We start from the raw sequence: 17,759 nt of genomic DNA, 5'->3' as shown, positions 1-17,759 counted from the left end.
GGCGGCCCGTCAGCGCCCCTGCCAGACCGCCGCGCGCTTCTGCGCAAAGGCCGTCGCGCCTTCGCGCGCATCCGCCGAACCGTTGACCGCCCGCGCCAGCGGCCGCTGGCGCTCGAACATATCGTCGTCGGTCCAGGTGCGCGAGGCATCCACGATCTGCTTGCTGGCCGCGACCGCGAGCGGCGCATTGGCGTCGATGCGGCGGGCGAGTTCCAGCGCCGCATCGAGCGCGCCGCCGTTCTCGACCAGCCGGTTGACCAGGCCGCAAGCCGCCGCATGCTCGGCGGAGATCGGGTCGCCGAGGATCGCCATCTCCATCGCGAGATTGCGCGACACGCGATGCGGCAACCGCATCAGGCCACCCGACGACGCAACCAGGCCGCGCTTGACCTCGGGCAGGCCGAAGCTCGCCCCGCGCGCCGCCACGATCAGGTCGCAGGCCAGCGCGATCTCGAAACCGCCGGCCACCGCATGGCCCTCCACGGCCGCGATCAGCGGCTTGCGCGGCGGCGCTTCGCACAGGCCGGCGAAGCCCCTGCCCTGGACGATCGGCTCGTCGCCGCCGGCCGCGAAGGCCTTCAGGTCCATGCCCGCGCAGAAGTTGCCTCCGGCGCCCGAGATGATGCCGACATGCAGTTCGGCCCGCGCATCGAGTTCGATCAGCGCCGCCGCCAGCGCGACCGCGACCTCCTTGTTGATCGAGTTGCGCACGGCCGGCCGGTTGATCGTGATGACCTGGACCGCCCCCTGCACGCTGACGAGCACCACCGGCGGATTCACGCCGCCTCCCTGGTGGACGCCCGCAGCTTGCCGACGATGCCGCTCGGAAAGAAATAGACCGACAGCACGAAGACCATGCCGAACCACAGCAGCCAGCGGTCGGGATGGAACAGCGCGGCGAGCAGCGGCACCCCGCCGAGCGAACCGCTCATGCCGCCCATCAGGCTCTGCAGGTAGTTCTCGGCGACCACGAACAGCGCCACCCCGACCACCGAGCCGTAGACCGTGCCGAGGCCGCCGATCACCGCCATCAGCAGGATGTTGAGCATCACATTGAAGCCGACCGTGGTCTGCGGCCCGACGTAGCGCAACCACAGCGCCATCAGGATGCCCGCGCAGGTGGCCAGCGCGGCCGACAGGCAGTTGATCGCGACCCGGTAGTAGAGCGTGCGGTAGCCGATCGCCTCGGCACGGAATTCGTTCTCGCGGATGGCTTCCAGCACGCGGCCGAAGCGCGAGTTGACCACCCGCAGCATCAGCAGGAACAGCAGCACGGCACTCGCGAAGACCAGGTAGTAGGCCAGCACCTTGCCGTTGACCGTGGTGCCGAGGATGTCGTTCTCGAACAGGCGGAAGCCCGGCGACAGCGATTCTGGCAGCTTGAAGGTGCGGCCGTCGTCGCCGCCGGTGAGGCCGCTCATGCGGGTCACCAGCGCGCCGAAGGCGGCCGCCACCGCCAGCGTCATCATGGTGTAGAAGATGGCCTTCACGCGCAGCGACACCAGCGCGATCAGCAGCGACAGCACCAGCGAGAGGCCCAGTCCCGACAGGGCGCCGACCAGCATCGCGGTCCAGGTCGGCCCGAGCTTGTACATCGCGATCGCGATGCCGTAGGCGCCGATGCCGTAGAACATCGCGTGCGCGAAGGACACCACCCCGCAGTAGCCCAGCAGCAGATCGAACGAAGCCACCAGCACCACGAAGACGCAGATGGTCGCCGCCACGTTGAGCGAGCGGGCGCCCGAGAACAGGAAGGGCGCGGTGGCGAGGTAGGCCACCACCAGCACCAGCAGCGCCGTGAGCCATCGGCTGCGCGGCAGGTCGCCCGAGAGAATCGAATTGAACATCGCGCCCGCCTAGTGCTTGTTGACCGGATAGAGGCCCTGCGGCCGCCACAGCAGCACCGCCATCATCACGAGGATGTTGGAGACCAGCGCCATGTCGGGCAGCAGGAAGCTCACGTAGTTGGTGCTGAGCGCGATCAGCATCGCGCCGGCGAAGCAGCCGGTGACCGAGCCGAGCCCGCCGATGATGACGATGATCAGCATCTGCACCAGCACCTCGGCGCCGATGGCGACCGTGAACTGCTCGCGGTAGAAGCCCCACATCACGCCGCCCAGGCCGGCCAGCGCCGAGCCGCCGACGAAGACCGCGACGAAGATGTTGCGGATGCGGTAGCCCAGGGCCTCGACCATCGAGCGGTTCTCGACGCCGGCGCGGATCAAGAGGCCGACCCGCGTGCGCGTCAGCAGCAGCGTGAGCCCGGCATACACCACGAGGCCCACCGCCACCGCCACCAGCCGGTAGCGCTCGATCGCGACGTCGCCGAGCAGCAGCGAGCCGCGCAGCGCCTCGGGCATGGGCAGCATCATCTGGTTGGCCCCGAACAGCACCAGCACGATCTGCTCGATGATGATCATCGCCCCGATGGTGATCAGGATCTGCTTGAGGTGGTCGCCGTAGACCGGCCGCACGAACAGCCGCTCGTAGACCCAGCCGAGCGCGGCCGTGACGGCCATCGAGAGCGCGATGACCGCCGTGATGGCCGCCAGGCTGGCCCACACCGATTCGGATTCGAGCAGTCCCTTGAGCGGACCGACCAGCAAGGTGGCGGTGTAGGCGCCGACCGCCACGAAGGCGGCGTGGCCGAGGTTCATGACGTCCATCAGGCCGAACACCAGCGTCAGGCCGCTGGCCATGATGAACAGCATCATGCCCATGGCCAGCGCGGCCACGGTCAGCGTGACCCAGGTCGGGAAGCTGCCGATGACCGGCAGCGCCAGGCCGATGAAGGCGAGGATCAGCAAGCCGGGCACGAGGTCGCGCCGGCGGCCCGGCAGCGCCTCCAGCGCTTCGGGAGCCGGCGTGCCTTCGGCCGCCGGCGGGGGGATGGGATGGGTGGCGGCGTTCAATGCACGGCTCCTGCATGCAGGCCGAGCAGGCGCGCCTGCAGGCCCTCGTCCTCGGACAGTTCTTCCATCGACCCGCTGTGCACCATGCGCCCGTCGTCCATCACCGCCACGTGGTCGCCGAGCGAGCGCACGAAGTTGAAGTTCTGTTCGACCAGCAGGATGGTGGTGTCGCGCGCCTTGAGTTCTTCGAAGGCCTGCGCCAGGTTGTCGACGATCGAGGGCGCGAGGCCCTTGGTCGGCTCGTCGATCAGGAGCAGCTTGCGCGGCTCGATGATGGCGCGGGCGATCGCGACCATCTGCTTCTGGCCGCCCGACAGCGTGCCGCCCGGCCGCAGCCAGAAGCGCTTGAGGGCCGGGAACAGCGAGAAGATCCATTCGAGCCGCTTCTCGTCGAAGGCGCCGCCGATGGCCGCCAGGCGCAGGTTCTCCTGCACCGTGAGGCCCGAGAAGATGCCCATGTCCTCGGGCACGAAGGCGATGCCGCTGCGCGAGATCGCCGGCGTCTCGGCCGCCGTGATGTCATGGCCATCGAACACGATGCGCCCGGCGCTCGCATGCCACAGGCCCATGATGGTGCGCAGCGTGGTGCTCTTGCCGGCACCGTTGCGGCCCAGCAGCACCGTGAGTCCCGAGCGCGGCACCTGCAGGTCGACACCCTGCAGGATGTGGTATTCGCCGATGTGGGTGTGGACGCCGGCGAGCGTCAGCAGCATGCCGCCGGCATCGTTGCGTGCTGGCTCAGGCATGGGCCACCGCCTTCGCCGCCCGCGGCGCGCTGCGCTTGCCCAGGTAGGCCTCCTGGACGATCGGCGAGGCCATCACCTCGACCGGCAGGCCGTCGGCCACCAGCCGGCCGTTGTGCAGCACGATGATGCGGTCGGCCAGGGAATGAATCACGTCCATCTTGTGCTCCACCAGCAGGATCGTCTTGTCGCCCTGCTTCTTGAGTCGGCCGATCAGTTCGAGGATGACCGGCACCTCGTCCACGCTCATGCCCGCGGTGGGCTCGTCGAACATCAGGATCTCGGGCTCCAGCGCCATCAGGATCGCGACCTCGAGCTTGCGCTTGTCGCCGTGCGGCAGCTTGGCCGCGAGGTCGCCGGCGCGTGCCGCCAGCCCGACCTGCGTCACGTAGTGCGCGGCCTGGTCGATCAGGTCGCGGCGGCTGCGCCACACGGCCAGCATGTTGAAACCAGCGCTGTGGCGGCTCTGCACCGCCAGGCGCACGTTCTCGAGCACCGAGAGCTTCGGGAACAGGTTGGTCAGCTGGAAGGCGCGGCCGATGCCCTTGCTGGTGCGCTGCGGCGCGCTCAGCCGCGTGATGTCCTCGCCCTTGAAGTGCACGCTGCCGGCGCTGGCGCGCAGCTGGCCCGACAGCAGGTTGAAGTAGGTCGTCTTGCCGGCGCCGTTGGGGCCGACGATGGCCGTCAAGCTGCCGGCGTCGAACTGCGTCGTCACCGCGTTGACCGCCACGTGGCCGCCGAACTGGATGCTGAGCCCGGTGCTCGACAGCACCGGCGCGCGGGTCGCCGCCATGTTCACTGCTTTACGGTGATCGGCACCGGCATCTCCGACGCCGGGATCTCGCGCACCAGTTCGAGCAGGTCCCACTCGCTGGCGGGCGCCTTCTTCATCTTGAACTGGTATTGGGCCTGCATCGCCTGGTGGTCCTCCTTGCGGAAGGTCATCTTGCCCTTGGGGGTGTCGAACTCCATGCCCTCCATCGCGGCGATCAGCTTCTCGGAGTCGGCCGAGCCGGCCTTCTTGAGGCCCGCGATGATCGCGCTGGCGGTCACGAAGCCGCCCGCGGTGAACAGGTCCGGCGGCATCTTGAAGCGCTTCTGGTGCTCGGTCACCAGCCAGTCGTTCATCGGGTTCTTCGGGAAGCCGTAGTAGTAGAAGGTGCCGCCGGTCACGTCCAGGCCCTTCCAGGGCTTGGTGTTCTCGAGGTTGGCGCCGCCGATCGACAGGAACTCGATGCCGTAGCGGCCCGGGTTCAGCTCGGAGATCTTGCGGATCGGGTTCGGCGCGCCCCAGATCACGACCAGGTACTTGCGGCCGGTGGCGTTCTTCATGCCGTCGAAGATGCGCTGCATCGGCGCCGTGAAGTCGGTGGTCGAGAGCGGGATGAACTCCTCGTGCAGGATCTTGGCCTTGCTCTGGGTCGCGGCCATCGCGTCCTTGAAGGCCTTGACGCCGTCGCGCCCGTAGACATAGTCGGGTGCCAGGAAGGCCAGGTTGTCGCCCTCCTTCAGGCCGGCCGCGCTGGCCAGCGCGTCCTGGAAGGAGTTGCGGCTGGCGCGGAACAGGTAGCGGTTCCAGGCCGAGCCGGTGAGCGAGTCGGCGATGGCGGGCTCGACCATCAGCAGCTTCTTGTATTCCTCGGCCACCGGCGCCATCGACAGCGCGCCGCCCGACCACGAGGTGCCGACCGCGATGTCGGCCTTGTCGTCGGACAGGGCCTCGGTGAGCATCGCCTTCGACAGCTCGGGCTTCATCTGGTCGTCCTTGACGATCACCTCGATCTTGCGGCCGAGCACGGTCATCGAGCCTTGCGTGAGGTATTCGAGGCCCAGCCGCAGGCCGCGCTCGGTATCGCGCGCATAGGCTTCCGACGGCCCGGTCTTGCTCGCGATCAGCGCGATCTTGATGGGCTTGTCCTGCGCCTGCACGGCGGACACCACTCCCAGCAATGCGAGGGCGCCGAAGGCGGCGGCGATCAGTTTCTTCAAAGGCATGTCATGTCTCCAGGTGGATGGGGCGGGACGACCTCGCCGGGTCGTTTCTCGGTTTCGAAAATTCAGGCGATGGCGCGCGTGCGGCCACGCCAGTAGGGTTCGCGCAGCAGGCGCTTGAGCACCTTGCCGCTCGGGTTGCGCGGCAGCTCGGCGACGAGGTCGACCGACTTCGGGCACTTGTAGTGCGCCAGGTTGGCGCGCATGAAATCGATGATCTCGCGCTCGGTGATGGCCATGCCGGGGCGCGGCACCACGCAGGCCTTGACCGCCTCGCCCCAGGTGGCGTCGGGCACGCCGATGATGGCGCCGTCGGCCACGGCCGGGTGCTTCATCAGGACGTTCTCGACCTCGGCCGGGTAGATGTTCTCGCCGCCCGAGAGGATCATGTCCTTGATGCGGTCGTTGATGTAGAGATAGCCGTTCTTGAGGTAGCCGCCGTCGCCCGAGCGGAACCAGCCGCCGTTGGCGTTGCGCCCCTCCGGATAGGCCGCGGCCGTGGCTTCGGGGTTGCGCCAGTACTCTTTCAGGTTGCGGTCGGATTCGATCCAGATCTCGCCGACCTCGCCCTCGGGCAGGTCCTGCAGCGTCACCGGGTCGACGATGCGCAGACGACCGCCGCCGATCGGCCGGCCGGCCGAGCGCAGCAGTTCGGCATCGCCTGCGCGATGGTCCGCGGGCATCAGGAAGGTGGCCGGGCCCGAGACCTCGGTCAGGCCGTAGACCTGCAGGAATTGGCAGCCGAAGGTCTCGAAGGCCTGCTGCAGGGTGGTTTCGCTGACCGGCGAGCCGCCGTAGGCGATCAGCTGCAGGCGGCTGTAGTCGCCGCGCTTCACCTCGGGCGACTGCAGCATGAAGAGGATCATCGCCGGCACGATGAAGGTGTGGGTGATGCCGTGCTCGCCGATGGCGCGGATGTAGCCGGCCGGATCGAATTCGGAGTACGCGCTGGTCTGGCCGCCGGTATAGAGCGTCAGCAGCAGCATCGTCATGCCGGCGACGTGGAACACCGGCAGCGGGTTGCCCAGCACGTGGCGCTGGTCGAACGCCCACTCTTTCGACACCACGCGCGAGGTCGACAGCAGCCCGGCATGGCTCAGCACGATGCCCTTGGGCAGGCCGGTGGTGCCGGATGAATAGAGCTGCAGCGCGGCGTCGTGGGTGTCGGCCTCGACCGGCCTGAAGCTGTCGTCGTGGCCCGCGTACCAGTCTTCGAAGGACTCCAGGCCATCGTGCGCCTGCTCGGTGCAGACCAGCGTGCGGACGCTGTCGAGTCCCGCGGCCCGCACGGTGGCGATGAAGGCCTGGTCGGCCATCAGGAAAGGCGCTTCGCCGTTCGTGAGGATGTAGGCGATCTCGGGCGCCGCCAGCCGCCAGTTGACCGGCATGCAGACCGCGCCGAGCTTGCAGGCGGCCAGGGTCAGCAGTAAGGTCTCGATGTGGTGCTTGGTGAGCACCGCGACACGGCTGTCGCGGCCCACGCCCATCGCGGCCAGTGCGTTGGCGATGCGGTTGGTGGCGCGCTCCACGTCGGCGAACGTGAGCTTGCGCCCGCCGCGGCGGTAGGCCAGCGCGTCGGGGCGCTCGCGCAGCTGGCGTCGCAGGCTGTCGATCAGTGTGCGGTCGTCCATGTTCATGCCACTTCGAACAAAGCCGCGGCCCCCATGCCGCCGCCGACGCACATCGTCGCCACCACGTATTTCACGCCGCGGCGCTTGCCTTCGATGAGCGCATGGCCGACCACGCGGGCGCCGGTCATGCCGTAGGGATGGCCGATCGAGATGCCGCCGCCGTCGACGTTGTAGATCGCCGGATCGATGCCCAGGTGGTCGCGGCAATAGATCGCCTGGCAGGCGAAGGCCTCGTTGAGTTCCCACAGGCCGATGTCCGAGACCTTCAGGCCATGCTGCTTCAGCAGCTTGGGAATCGCATAGACCGGGCCGATGCCCATCTCCTCGGGCGCGCAGCCGGCCACCGCCATGCCGCGGTAGATGCCCAGCGGCGCCAGGCCGCGGCGTTCGGCCAGGCCCCGTTCCATGATCACGCAGGCCGAGGCGCCGTCCGACAACTGGCTCGCGTTGCCGGCGGTGACCATGCCGCCTTCGATCACGGGCTTGAGCGAGGCCAGGCCTTCGAGCGTGGTCTCGGGGCGGTTGCCTTCGTCGCGCGTCAGCGTCACGTCCTTGAACGAGACCTCCTTGGTGTTCTTGTCGACCACCGCCATGGTGGTCTCGAAGGCCACGATCTCGGCGTCGAAACGGCCGGCCTGCTGGGCATCGGCTGTGCGCTGCTGCGAGGCCAGCGAATAGCGGTCCTGCGCTTCGCGGCTGATGCCGTACTTCTTCGCCACGAACTCGGCGGTCTGCAGCATCGGCATGTAGGCGTGGGCAGCGCGCGCGATCACGTTCGGGTCTTTCTCCTTCGCGACCCAGCCCATGTAGGCCTCCTGCACCGCCGTGATGTTGTCGTGCCCGCCGGCGATCACGACGTCCATGCCGTCGACCATCACCTGCTTGGCCGCGGTGGCGATCGCCATCAGGCCCGAGGCGCATTGCCGGTCCATCGTCTGGCCCGAGACGGTGTCGGGCAGGCCCGCGGCCAGCACCGCGTTGCGCGCCAGGTTCATGCCGGCGGTGCCGGCCGAGAGCACGCAGCCGATCACCGCGTCCTCGATCTCGGCGCCGTCGACGCCGGCGCGCTGCACCGCATGGGCGATCGCGTGCGCCAGCAGGGTCGGCGACTTGGTGTGGTTGAGCGCGCCCTTGTAGGCGCGGCCGATGCCCGTGCGGGCGGTGGAGACGATGACGGCTTCTTTCATGGGGTGTCCAGTGAGAGGGTTCAGGCGGCTTGCCAGTCGGACAGGCGCTTGCCCTGCACGGCCAGCGAGGCCAGCAGCGGCGAAATGGTCCAGTAGCCGTGCGGATTGCCGCGCGTCTTCGCGTAGTGCGCCAAGCGCGCGGCGATCTGCGGCAGGCCGATCGCATCGGCCATGTGGATCGGGCCGCCGCGATGGTCGGGAAAGCCGTAGCCCGCGACCCACACCATGTCGATGTCGCCGGGCCGGTAGGCGATGCCCTCCTCGAGAATGCGCGCGCCCTCGTTGATCAGCGGATACAGCAGGCGCTCGACGATCTCCTGCGGCGGGATGTCGTCGCGCCGCGCGATGCCGTGCTGCGCCGCGAGTTCGGCGGCGATGCGCGCGGTCTCGGGATCGTCGACCGGCTTGCGGCCGTCGTAGCGGTAATAGCCGGCGCCGGTCTTCTGGCCGAAGCGGCCGAGCTCGAACATCTTGCGCACCACCGCGCGGTAGCTGTCGTCGGGCGGCAGGCCGCCGGCCTTGCCGTACTCGATGACGGTCTTGGCGCCGACGTCGATGCCGGCCATGTCGAGCATGCGGCAGGGGCCCATCGCCATGCCGAGCGCCTCGACCGCGCCGTCGATCTGCGCCGGGCTGGCGCCTTCCATCATCAGGAACTCGGCCTCGCGCATGTAGACCTCGGCCATGCGGTTGCCGATGAAGCCATAGCAGACGCCCGAGACCACCGCCACCTTCCGGATGGTGCGGGCCAGCTGCATCACGGTGGCCAGCACCTCGGGCGCGGTCTTCGCGCCGCGCACCACTTCGAGCAGGCGCATCACGTTGGCGGGGCTGAAGAAATGCATGCCGACCACGTCGGCTGGCCGGCCCGTGGCCTCGGCCAGCACGTCAACGTCGAGGGTCGAGGTGTTGGTCGCGATGATGGCGCCGGGCTTGCAGACCGCGCCGAGCCGGGCGCAGACCTGCTTCTTGAGGTCCATGTTCTCGAACACCGCCTCGATCACGAGGTCGCAATCGGCCAATGCCGCGTCGTCCAGCGAGCCGCGCAGCAGCGCCATGCGCGCCTCGACCTGCTCGGTCGTGAGCCGGCCCTTGGCGGCGCTGGCCTCGTAGTTGGCGCGGATGATGCCCAGGCCGCGATCGAGCGCCGCCTGCGAGGTCTCGACCAGCACGGTCGGGATGCCGGCATTGGCGAAGTTCATCGCGATGCCACCGCCCATGGTGCCGGCGCCGAGCACGCCGACCGTGCGCACCGGCCTGAGCGTCGTGTCGCGCGGCAGCCCGGGAATCTTGGAGGCCAGCCGCTCGGCGAAGAACAGGTGACGCATCGCCTTCGATTCGGGCGAGACGCGCAGTTCCTCGAAGAGGCGTGCCTCGGCCGCCTCGCCCTCGGCAAAAGGCAGCAACGAGGCCTGCACCGCGCGCACGATGTTTCGCGCCGACGGATGGAAGGGCTTGCGGCGTGCCGCGTCGGCCAGCGCGCGATCGAAGAAGTCCGGTGCCAGCAATTCGGTCGCGACCGCGCGCTCGCTGATGCGGCGCGGGCCGGCGCCGCGCGCGAGCAACGCCTCGGTGAAGGCGATGCCGGCCTCCAACGGCGCGGCATCGCTCAGTTCGTCGACCAGCCCGAGTTCCCGCGCCTCGGCGGCGCCGATGCTGCGGCCGCTGGCGATCATGTCCAGTGCCAGTTCGGCGCCGACCACGCGCGGCAGGCGCTGCGTGCCCAGCGAACCCGGCAGGATGCCGAGCTTGACCTCGGGCAGGCCCAGCTGGGTCTTGGGATGGGCGACGCGCCAATGGCAGGCGAGCGCCAGTTCCAGGCCGCCACCGAGCACCGTGCCGTGCAGCGCCGCCACCACTGGTCGGCCCAGCGCCTCGATCCGTGCCAGCGTGCCGTTGAAGGGCTGGGTCGTGAAGTCCGGCAGGTCGAAAGAGGAGATGTCGCCGCCGGCGACGAAGGTGCGGCCCTCGCCATGCAGCAGCAGGGCCTTGCAGCTGGCGTCGGCCTCGAAGGCGTCGATGGCGGCCACCAGGCCGGCCACGACCGCAGGCGACAGCGCGTTGACCGGCGGGTTGTCGATGCGCAGCAGCGCGATGTCGCCATGGCGGTTCAAAGTCACGGGGGAGTTCATGGCGTCTGGTGGTGCGTTCGGGAGGGTCGAGGAGTCAGCCGAAGGTAGCAAAGGGGCATTCAAATCTCTTGCGTCTACAGGCTGACCGGGAGGTCGCCGCCCGGCGCCACCAGCAGCTTGATCTGCGTGGTGGGACGCCGCAGCGCCTCGAAGGCGGCGGGCAGCTGTGCCAGGCCCACGACGTCGGTCAGCATCGCTGACGGGTCGACCCGGCCGGCGTCGAGCAGGTCCAGCACCCGCCGCCAGTCGGCCTTGGCGTAGCCCATGACGAACTGGAGGTTCAATTCCTTGGCCATGGCGCGCTGCGGCACGACCCGGTCCTCCGTGGCGCAGACGCCCACCACCACGATGCGCCCGCGCGGCGGCGCCAGTTCGATGCACTGCTGGATCAGGCCGGCCACGCCCACGCATTCGAAGATGACGTCCGGCGGCCCGCCGGCGTGGCGCGCGAAGGCCGGGCCGACCTCCTCCGCCGCCGGATCGATCAGCGCCGTGGCGCCGAAGCGTGCGGCGACCTCGCGCCGGCCGGGTGCCCGTTCGCTGACCGCCACCCGGGTGGCGCCAGCCTGGCGCGCGAAAGCGGTCACGGCCAGGCCGATGGGCCCGGAGCCGATCACCAGCACCTTGCTGCCGAGGCCGACCTGGCCCGACTGCACCGCGTGCAGCCCGACGGCCAGCGGCTCGATCATGGCGCCTTCGCGGGCATTCACCGCGCCCGGCAGGCGGATCGCCTGGCCGGCCGGCACCTTGACGTATTCGGCCAGGGCGCCGGGGCGGTTCGGACTGAAGCCGGTCAGGCGGTTGTTCGGGCAGATCATGCCGAGGCCGTCGCGGCATTCGTGAAAACCCTCGTCGGTGCAGGCGCGGCAGGCGTTGTTGGGGAGCGCCGTGACGCGCTCGCCGACCTTCCAGGCGGTGGCGCCGCTTTCCACCACCTCGCCGGCGAACTCATGGCCCAGCACCGTGCCTTCCTTCACTGTGAACAGGCCCGGATGGGTGGCGTGCAGGTCGGAGCCGCAGACGCCGCAGTAGTGCACGCGCAGCACCAGTTCGCCGGGGCCGGCCTGGGGCAGCGGCAGGTCCTCGATCGCCAGCAGGCGATCGGTGCCGCGGAAGACGGCGGCTTTCATGCGGCGGGGTTTTCGAAGCGGTCGGACATGGCCGCAGTCTGGTGGCGCCGGCGGTAACTTTCTTGCGTCCAGCCGCTGACGTGCAGCCGCTGGACGCAAGACGAGGCCACCCTGCCCCGCCTAGGCTCGGCGGATGGAACTGAAGGACAAGGTGGTGGTCGTCACCGGCGGCGCCAGCGGCATCGGCGCGGCGATGGCGCGGCGCTTCGTGCAGGAAGGCGCCCGCGCCGTGGTGGTGGCGGACCGTCATGGTGCGCAGGCCGCCGCGCTGGCCACCGCCATCGGCGGCCAGTCGGCCGAAGTCGACGTCACGGTCGAGGCCGAGCTGCTGCGCCTGATCGACCAGACCGAGGCCCGGCACGGCGCTATCGACCTGTTCTGTTCCAACGCCGGCATCACGGCGCGCGGCGGCCCCGAACTGCCGGACGCCGACTGGCTGCGCGTGATGGACGTCAACCTGATGGCCCATGTGCACGCCGCCCGCGCGCTGCTGCCGCGCATGCTCGCGCGCGGCGACGGCTACCTGCTGCAGACCGCCTCGGCAGCCGGGCTGCTGTCGCAGTTCGATGCGCCCTATGCGGTCAGCAAGCACGCGGCGGTGGCCTTCGCCGAATGGCTGTCGATCAGCTACGGCGGGCGCGGCATTGGCGTCAGCTGCCTGTGCCCGGGCGGCGTCGACACGCCGCTGCTCGACGCCGAGACGCCGGAACGCCGCGCGCTGATGGCCGAAGGCATCGTGAGCGCCGAGGCGGTGGCCCAAGCAGTGGTCGATGGCCTGCGCGAGGAGCGCTTCCTGATCCTGCCGCAGGACTTCATCCGCGAGCAGATGCAGCGCAAGGCGGCCGATCCCGAGCGCTGGCTGCGGGGGATGCGGCGCTGGCAGGGTGCGTTGGACTGAATGGAAGGCTGATCGTGACGAGCTCTTCGACTACGACCTGAAGAGCCGGTTGTATTCGAAGGCCCGGATCACGCGGCAGGTGATCCGATGGCACTGCGGATGCGAAGGGTTGACGAGCGCCGCCCGCTCCTCCGGCACCACCACCGAAGGCACCAGCAGGATCGGCGAGCGCAGCGATGCCAGCCAGGCCGAGCCCAGCTTCACGCTCGCGCGCCCTGCCGGGATGGCCGACCAAGTGGGCGGCAGCGTGGCGATGTCGATTTCTTCGTGGCGAGCCCAGACATCGCCCGGCACATCGAGCTCGAGAAGATATCGGTTCAACGGCAGTCCGCCGTCGTCGATGTGCGCGGCGGTTTCGAGCACGGCAAGGGAGATGGTGGGTGCCGTGTAAAGCACCGGCTCGCCAGCGTCGTTCCAGCGCCCGGGGTTCTTCGCGGCTCCGGCGCCGCTGAGATCATCTGCACGGTAGTTGCGCGTGTCGGCCGCGATGCGCCACAGCTTCACTGGTAGGCGCCGCTCTCGATGGAACCCAACAGGCGAGCAACGACTTCCACGCCGGTGGGCGTGTCGATCAGGTCCGCGGGCTTGCGGCCTCCGAGGGCCGGCTGCGGCCGTTCGATCCATTGGCCCAGCCAGTGCGCGGCATCGAAGCCCTTGGCTTCCGGCGCCATGCTGTTGTCGGCAATGGCTTGCGCGATGCCAAGCAGCTTGATCATGCCGACCGCCGCCTGTCCACCACGTCCGGTCACACGTTCGCCGGCCGCGGCCTTCTTCTCGGCCGTGGCCTTGGGCACGCCCAGGATCGTGAAGAACCGCGAGGTCGCCACATCCATCCGCTTGGACAGGTCCTTGATGAAGCTGCCCTGCACGCCCAGGCGCTCGATCTCGACGATTTCCATCGGCGTGGCACTGGAGACGGCGCGCACGTAGGCATCGACGCCATCGGCACTGCGATAGACGAGAACACTGGGAGCGGACATGGCAGATCCTTCGTCTATAAAGAGACACATTATAGTCTAGTTTTAGACAAATCGCTTCCTTCCTCAGGCTTGTGAAGACGCCCGCCCCAGCGCCGTCGTCAGCATGATCTTCCCGGTCGCCCGCCGGTCGGCCACCAGCCGCAGCGCCTCGGCCGCGCGCTCCAGCGGATAGCGCCCGGTGATCACCGGCCGGATGCGGCCTTCGGCCAGCCAGCCCAGCAGCTCCTGCATCAACTCGTCGTAGCGCTTCGGCTCGGCCTGTGCGAAACCGCCATAGAACACGCCGACGATCGCGCAGCCCTTGAGCAGCGCCAGGTTGAGCGGCGGCCGCGGGATCTCGCCGGTGGTGAAGCCGATCACCAGGTAGCGGCCCTTCCAGGCCATGCTGCGCAGCGCCGGCTCGGTGTACTGGCCGCCCACGGGGTCGTAGACGACGTCGACGCCGCGTCCGCCCGTGATCGCCTTGAGCCGCTCGCGCAGGTCTTCGCTGGCGTAGTTGATCGTCTCGTCGGCGCCGGCCTGCCGGCACAGGGCGAGCTTCTCGTCGGAAGAGGCCGCCGCGATCACGCGCGCGCCCATCAGCTTGCCGAGTTCGATCGCCGAGATGCCGGTGCCACCGGCCGCGCCGAGCACCAGCAGCGTCTCGCCGGGCCGGATGTCGGCGCGCTCCTTGAGCGCGTAGTGCGAGGTGCCGTAGGTGATGACCAGCGCCGCGGCCGCTTCCATCGCGATGCCGGCCGGCAGCCGCACCAGCTTGCGGGCGTCGGTCAGCACCTCCTCGGCGTAGCCGCCCCAGCCGCAGACGGCGATCACGCGGTCGCCGGGCGCGTAGCCCTCGACCCCCGAGCCGACCGCCTTGACCGTGCCAGCCACCTCGCCGCCCGGAGAGAACGGCAGCGCCGGCTTGAACTGGTACTTGTTCTCGATGATCAGCGTGTCGGGGAAATTGACCGCGCTGGCATGCACCGACACCAGGACCTCCCCGGGGCCGGGCACCGGCGAGGCGACTTCTTCGAACACGAGCGATTCGGGCGGCCCGTGACGCTTTGCGAGCACTGCTTTCATGGCGGGATTCCTTGGAGGAGGTGGGTTCAGATCATCGAGATCGACATGCCGCCGTCGACCGCCAGGCTGGCGCCGGTGACGAAGGCGCCGGCCGGCGAGCTCAGGTACAGCACGGCGTAGCCGATCTCCTCTGGGAGGCCGAGCCGGTGCACCGGCGTCTTCTTCAGGATGCGCTCGCGCGCCTCGCCGTCGAAGGCCTGCGCCAGCCGGGTGTCGATGACGCCCGGCAGCACGGTGTTGGCACGGATGCCGAACTCGCCGTATTCGAGCGCGAAAACCCGGCTCATGCCGAGCAGCGCGGTCTTGAGCGTGCCGTACAAGCCCAGCATCTTCTCCGGATGCCAGGCCGACAGCGACGAGATGTTGACGATGCTGCCGCCGCCGAGCGGTTTCATGAGCCGGGTCGCTTCCACCGACAGGTACCAGTAGCCGCGCAGGTTGACTTCGACGGTCTTCATGAACAGCGCGGGGTCGGTGTCGTCGATGCTGCGCCAGGGGCTCAGCACCGCGTTGTTGACCAGGATGTCGAGGCCTCCATGGGAGGCCAGCAAGTGCGCCGACATCGCCGCGATATCCTCCATGCGGCCGATGTGGCAGGCCCGCGCCTCGGCGCTCAGGCCCTCGTCGCGCAGGGCCTGGGCCACCTGCTCGCATTCGTCGGGCTTGCGGCTGCTGACCAGCACGTGGGCGCCGGCCTGGGCCAGCACGCGGGCCGTGGCGGCACCGATGCCGTGCGTGGAGCCGGTGACCAGCGCGACCTTGCCGTGCAGGTCGAAAGGAGTGGCGGGAGCGGGCATTCGCGTTTCCTTGCTTGTGATTCAGTCCGGGCGGTCCAGGATGTCGAGCCCGACGCGCGCAAACACCGCCATCGTGTTGCCGAAGTGCAGCGCGCTCTCGGCCACCGCGGTGCCCAGCGCAGCGCGACGGCGCAGGCCGGCCGACATCGCGGCCTGGCGGAACATCGCGAAGGCCTTGAAGAAGCGCAGGTCGGCCACCGGGCTCTCGCCCATGGCCCGGAAGTAGCGCTCGCGCAGTTCGGCCTCGCTCGGCAGGCCCTGCCCCGCACGGTCCACGCCGGCCAGGCCGGGCAGCAGGTAGTCGGCCGGCAGTTCCTGAACCGCGAGGAACTGGCCCAGGTCCGCCAGCGGATGGCCCAGGGTCGACAGTTCCCAGTCGAGCACCGCGATCACGCGCGGCGCGGCCTCGACGTCGGCAGCAAACATCAGGTTGTCGAGCCGCGAGTCGCCATGGAGCAGCACCACAGGATGCCCGCCGTGCGGCATCGTGCGCTCGAGCGCGGCGATCAACCGCTCCATCTCGGCGTCGCCTTCTGGCATGGCGGTGCGGTACTGCTGGCGCCAGCGATGGAACTGGCGCTCGAAATAGTTGCCGGGCCGGCCGAAGTCGGCCAGGCCGAGGGCATCGATATCGCTGCAGTGAATCGCAGCCAGCGCATCGATGGCCGCGCCATAGACCGCACGGCGACACCCGATCGGCAGTTCGGGCAGTGCCACGTGCCGATGCACCACGCCCTCGATGAAGTCCATCAGGTAGAACTGCACGCCGACCACCTCGAGGTCATTGCACAGCACATGGATCTTCGGCACCGGCACCGCGCCGCCATGCAGCGCCGTCAGCAGCCGGAATTCACGGTCCAGCGCATGCGCCGACTTCAGCAACTCGCCGGCCGGTTGGGTGCGCAGGATGTAGCGGCCGCTGTCGGCGCGCAGCTGCCAGATCGGATTCGAGTTGCCGCCGACCAGGCGCTGCGCGTTCCGCAGGCCGTGGAAGGTGGGCACCTGGGCCTGCAGCCAGGCGCCCAGCCGATCCAGGTCCAGCGGCGGTGCGCTGACGACGGCGTGGGTCATCGCTGCGCGCCGTGCCGCTGCAGCATCTGCTTGCCCACCGCCGATAGATGCACCTGGTCCGGCCCGTCGCCGATGCGGATGAAGCGCGCATAGACGTAGGCCCGCGGCAGGAAGGTATCCTGCGACACGCCGGCGCCGCCGAAGACCTGGATCGCGCGGTCGATCACGCGCGCCGCCATGCTCGGAACCACGATCTTGGCCGCGGCGATGAGGTCGCGCGCCGCCTTGTTCCCCTCGCGGTCCATCTTGTCGGCCGCCTTCAGCGTCAGCAGCCGGGCCTGCTCGATCTCGCAGAACGAATGCGCGATGTCCTCGCGCACCGAGCCCTGCTCGCCCAGGGTCCTGCCGAAGGCCACGCGCGTGCTGGCGCGCTGGCACATCAGCTCGAGCGCGCGCTGCGCGCAGCCGATCAGCCGCATGCAGTGGTGGATGCGCCCGGGCCCGAGCCGGCCCTGCGCGATCTCGAAGCCCCGGCCTTCGCCGAGCAGGATATTCGAGGCCGGAACGCGCACGTTGTCGTAGACGATCTCGGGGTGGCCGACCGGCGCGTCGTCGTAGCCGAAGGCCGTGATGTCGCGCACGATGCGCACCCCCGGCGTGGCCTTGGGCACCAGGATCATCGACTGCTGCTTGTGCCGCTCGGGATGGTCGGGCGCCGACTTGCCCATCACGATCAGCAAGGTGCAGTCCTCGTTGAGCGCGCCCGAGGTGAACCACTTGCGGCCGTTGATGACGTAGTCGTCGCCGTCGCGCCGGATCTCGCACTGGATGTTGGTCGCGTCGCTCGACGCCACCGCCGGCTCGGTCATCGAGAAGGCCGAGCGGATCGTGCCGGCCATCAGCGGCGCCAGCCACTGTGCCTGCTGGGCCTCGGTGCCGTAGTTGGCCAGCACCTCCATGTTGCCGGTGTCGGGCGCCGAGCAGTTGAAGATCTCGGGCGCCCACAGCACCCGGCCCATGAGCTCCTTGACCGGCGCGTATTCCAGGTTGCTGAGGCCGCTGCCGTGCGCGCCCGAAAGGAACAGGTTCCACAACCCGGCATCGCGCGCCTTGGCCTTCAACGCCTGCAGCACCTGCGGCGTGCGGTACGGATGGCTGCTCTCGCGCACCTCGTCGTAGTAGGCGTTCTCGACCGGGTAGACATGCTGCTGCATGAAGTCTTCGACGCGCCGCTGGAGCGCCAGCGAGCGCTCGGAATGGGTGAAGTCCATCGGGTGTCCT

Annotated in this window: 17 protein-coding genes; 1 reads left to right on the top strand and 16 read right to left on the bottom strand. The window is 69.2% G+C overall.

The window, feature by feature from the left end; translation table 11 throughout:
* Window positions 1-9 precede the first annotated feature (9 nt).
* The 10 genes from QTI68_RS31145 to QTI68_RS31100 form a co-directional block, all read right to left on the bottom strand.
* A complete protein-coding gene (locus tag QTI68_RS31145) occupies window positions 10-780 on the bottom strand; it encodes a crotonase/enoyl-CoA hydratase family protein (protein ID WP_286527092.1) in 771 nt (256 codons plus the stop codon).
* Window positions 777-1,847: a branched-chain amino acid ABC transporter permease gene (locus QTI68_RS31140; RefSeq protein WP_286527091.1), complete on the bottom strand. Its 1,071-nt coding sequence runs from the start codon at window positions 1,845-1,847 to the stop codon at window positions 777-779. The genes QTI68_RS31145 and QTI68_RS31140 overlap by 4 nt, the downstream gene beginning before the upstream one ends.
* Before the next feature lie 9 nt (window positions 1,848-1,856).
* A complete protein-coding gene (locus QTI68_RS31135) occupies window positions 1,857-2,891 on the bottom strand; it encodes a branched-chain amino acid ABC transporter permease (RefSeq protein WP_503011769.1) in 1,035 nt (344 codons plus the stop codon).
* A gap of 17 nt (window positions 2,892-2,908) precedes the next feature.
* Window positions 2,909-3,658: an ABC transporter ATP-binding protein gene (locus QTI68_RS31130; RefSeq protein ID WP_286527090.1), complete on the bottom strand. Its 750-nt coding sequence runs from the start codon at window positions 3,656-3,658 to the stop codon at window positions 2,909-2,911.
* Complete coding sequence (locus QTI68_RS31125; protein WP_286527089.1) at window positions 3,651-4,448, bottom strand: ABC transporter ATP-binding protein; 798 nt, start codon at window positions 4,446-4,448, stop codon at window positions 3,651-3,653. Before QTI68_RS31125 ends, QTI68_RS31130 begins: the two co-directional genes overlap by 8 nt.
* A gap of 2 nt (window positions 4,449-4,450) precedes the next feature.
* Entirely contained in the window at window positions 4,451-5,644 is a 1,194-nt protein-coding gene (locus QTI68_RS31120) for a substrate-binding domain-containing protein (RefSeq protein ID WP_503011768.1), read from the bottom strand.
* Window positions 5,645-5,712: 68 nt separating this feature from the next.
* The gene (locus tag QTI68_RS31115; protein ID WP_286527087.1) at window positions 5,713-7,278 is read right to left on the bottom strand and encodes a long-chain-fatty-acid--CoA ligase; all 1,566 of its coding nucleotides are present in this window, start codon (window positions 7,276-7,278) and stop codon (window positions 5,713-5,715) included.
* A 2-nt stretch (window positions 7,279-7,280) separates the two neighbouring features.
* Window positions 7,281-8,465: an acetyl-CoA C-acyltransferase gene (locus QTI68_RS31110; protein ID WP_286527086.1), complete on the bottom strand. Its 1,185-nt coding sequence runs from the start codon at window positions 8,463-8,465 to the stop codon at window positions 7,281-7,283.
* 20 nt (window positions 8,466-8,485) lie between these two features.
* Window positions 8,486-10,597, bottom strand: coding sequence for a 3-hydroxyacyl-CoA dehydrogenase NAD-binding domain-containing protein (locus tag QTI68_RS31105; RefSeq protein WP_286527084.1), 2,112 nt, complete (start codon window positions 10,595-10,597; stop codon window positions 8,486-8,488).
* Window positions 10,598-10,671: 74 nt separating this feature from the next.
* Entirely contained in the window at window positions 10,672-11,727 is a 1,056-nt protein-coding gene (locus QTI68_RS31100; protein ID WP_286527083.1) for a zinc-binding dehydrogenase, read from the bottom strand.
* Window positions 11,728-11,860: 133 nt separating this feature from the next.
* Here QTI68_RS31100 and QTI68_RS31095 point away from each other — a divergent pair, with 133 nt between their 5' ends.
* A complete protein-coding gene (locus tag QTI68_RS31095; RefSeq protein ID WP_286527082.1) occupies window positions 11,861-12,625 on the top strand; it encodes an SDR family oxidoreductase in 765 nt (254 codons plus the stop codon).
* Between the two features lie 30 nt (window positions 12,626-12,655).
* Here the strand turns inward: QTI68_RS31095 and QTI68_RS31090 are convergent, their stop codons facing one another.
* The 6 genes from QTI68_RS31090 to QTI68_RS31065 form a co-directional block, all read right to left on the bottom strand.
* The gene (locus QTI68_RS31090; RefSeq protein ID WP_286527081.1) at window positions 12,656-13,129 is read right to left on the bottom strand and encodes an RES family NAD+ phosphorylase; all 474 of its coding nucleotides are present in this window, start codon (window positions 13,127-13,129) and stop codon (window positions 12,656-12,658) included.
* Entirely contained in the window at window positions 13,126-13,605 is a 480-nt protein-coding gene (locus QTI68_RS31085) for an MbcA/ParS/Xre antitoxin family protein (protein WP_286527080.1), read from the bottom strand. Before QTI68_RS31085 ends, QTI68_RS31090 begins: the two co-directional genes overlap by 4 nt.
* Before the next feature lie 63 nt (window positions 13,606-13,668).
* Complete coding sequence (locus tag QTI68_RS31080) at window positions 13,669-14,670, bottom strand: NADPH:quinone oxidoreductase family protein (protein WP_286527079.1); 1,002 nt, start codon at window positions 14,668-14,670, stop codon at window positions 13,669-13,671.
* A 26-nt stretch (window positions 14,671-14,696) separates the two neighbouring features.
* Window positions 14,697-15,467: a glucose 1-dehydrogenase gene (locus QTI68_RS31075; RefSeq protein WP_286527078.1), complete on the bottom strand. Its 771-nt coding sequence runs from the start codon at window positions 15,465-15,467 to the stop codon at window positions 14,697-14,699.
* Window positions 15,468-15,488: 21 nt separating this feature from the next.
* Window positions 15,489-16,538 (bottom strand): phosphotransferase family protein, encoded by a 1,050-nt coding sequence (locus QTI68_RS31070; RefSeq protein WP_286527076.1) that lies wholly within the window; start codon window positions 16,536-16,538, stop codon window positions 15,489-15,491.
* Window positions 16,535-17,749, bottom strand: a complete 1,215-nt coding sequence (locus QTI68_RS31065; protein ID WP_286527075.1) for an acyl-CoA dehydrogenase family protein — start codon at window positions 17,747-17,749, stop codon at window positions 16,535-16,537. Before QTI68_RS31065 ends, QTI68_RS31070 begins: the two co-directional genes overlap by 4 nt.
* Window positions 17,750-17,759: the final 10 nt, after the last annotated feature.

Source organism: Variovorax sp. J31P207, assembly GCF_030316965.1.
GTDB lineage: Bacteria > Pseudomonadota > Gammaproteobacteria > Burkholderiales > Burkholderiaceae_C > Variovorax > Variovorax ginsengisoli_B.
The sequence above is the reverse complement of the archived record's forward strand: the minus strand, read 5'-3'. Positions and strand labels throughout refer to the sequence as shown.

Coding starts and splice junctions, on each gene's coding strand:
- QTI68_RS31140 (WP_286527091.1), bottom strand. CDS start 1,847: ATGTTCAATTCGATTCTCTCGGGCGACCTGCCGCGCAGCCGATGGCTC.
- QTI68_RS31130 (WP_286527090.1), bottom strand. CDS start 3,658: ATGCCTGAGCCAGCACGCAACGATGCCGGCGGCATGCTGCTGACGCTC.
- QTI68_RS31125 (WP_286527089.1), bottom strand. CDS start 4,448: ATGGCGGCGACCCGCGCGCCGGTGCTGTCGAGCACCGGGCTCAGCATC.
- QTI68_RS31115 (WP_286527087.1), bottom strand. CDS start 7,278: ATGGACGACCGCACACTGATCGACAGCCTGCGACGCCAGCTGCGCGAG.
- QTI68_RS31110 (WP_286527086.1), bottom strand. CDS start 8,465: ATGAAAGAAGCCGTCATCGTCTCCACCGCCCGCACGGGCATCGGCCGC.
- QTI68_RS31105 (WP_286527084.1), bottom strand. CDS start 10,597: ATGAACTCCCCCGTGACTTTGAACCGCCATGGCGACATCGCGCTGCTG.
- QTI68_RS31100 (WP_286527083.1), bottom strand. CDS start 11,727: ATGAAAGCCGCCGTCTTCCGCGGCACCGATCGCCTGCTGGCGATCGAG.
- QTI68_RS31095 (WP_286527082.1), top strand. CDS start 11,861: ATGGAACTGAAGGACAAGGTGGTGGTCGTCACCGGCGGCGCCAGCGGC.
- QTI68_RS31085 (WP_286527080.1), bottom strand. CDS start 13,605: ATGTCCGCTCCCAGTGTTCTCGTCTATCGCAGTGCCGATGGCGTCGAT.
- QTI68_RS31080 (WP_286527079.1), bottom strand. CDS start 14,670: ATGAAAGCAGTGCTCGCAAAGCGTCACGGGCCGCCCGAATCGCTCGTG.
- QTI68_RS31075 (WP_286527078.1), bottom strand. CDS start 15,467: ATGCCCGCTCCCGCCACTCCTTTCGACCTGCACGGCAAGGTCGCGCTG.
- QTI68_RS31070 (WP_286527076.1), bottom strand. CDS start 16,538: ATGACCCACGCCGTCGTCAGCGCACCGCCGCTGGACCTGGATCGGCTG.
- QTI68_RS31065 (WP_286527075.1), bottom strand. CDS start 17,749: ATGGACTTCACCCATTCCGAGCGCTCGCTGGCGCTCCAGCGGCGCGTC.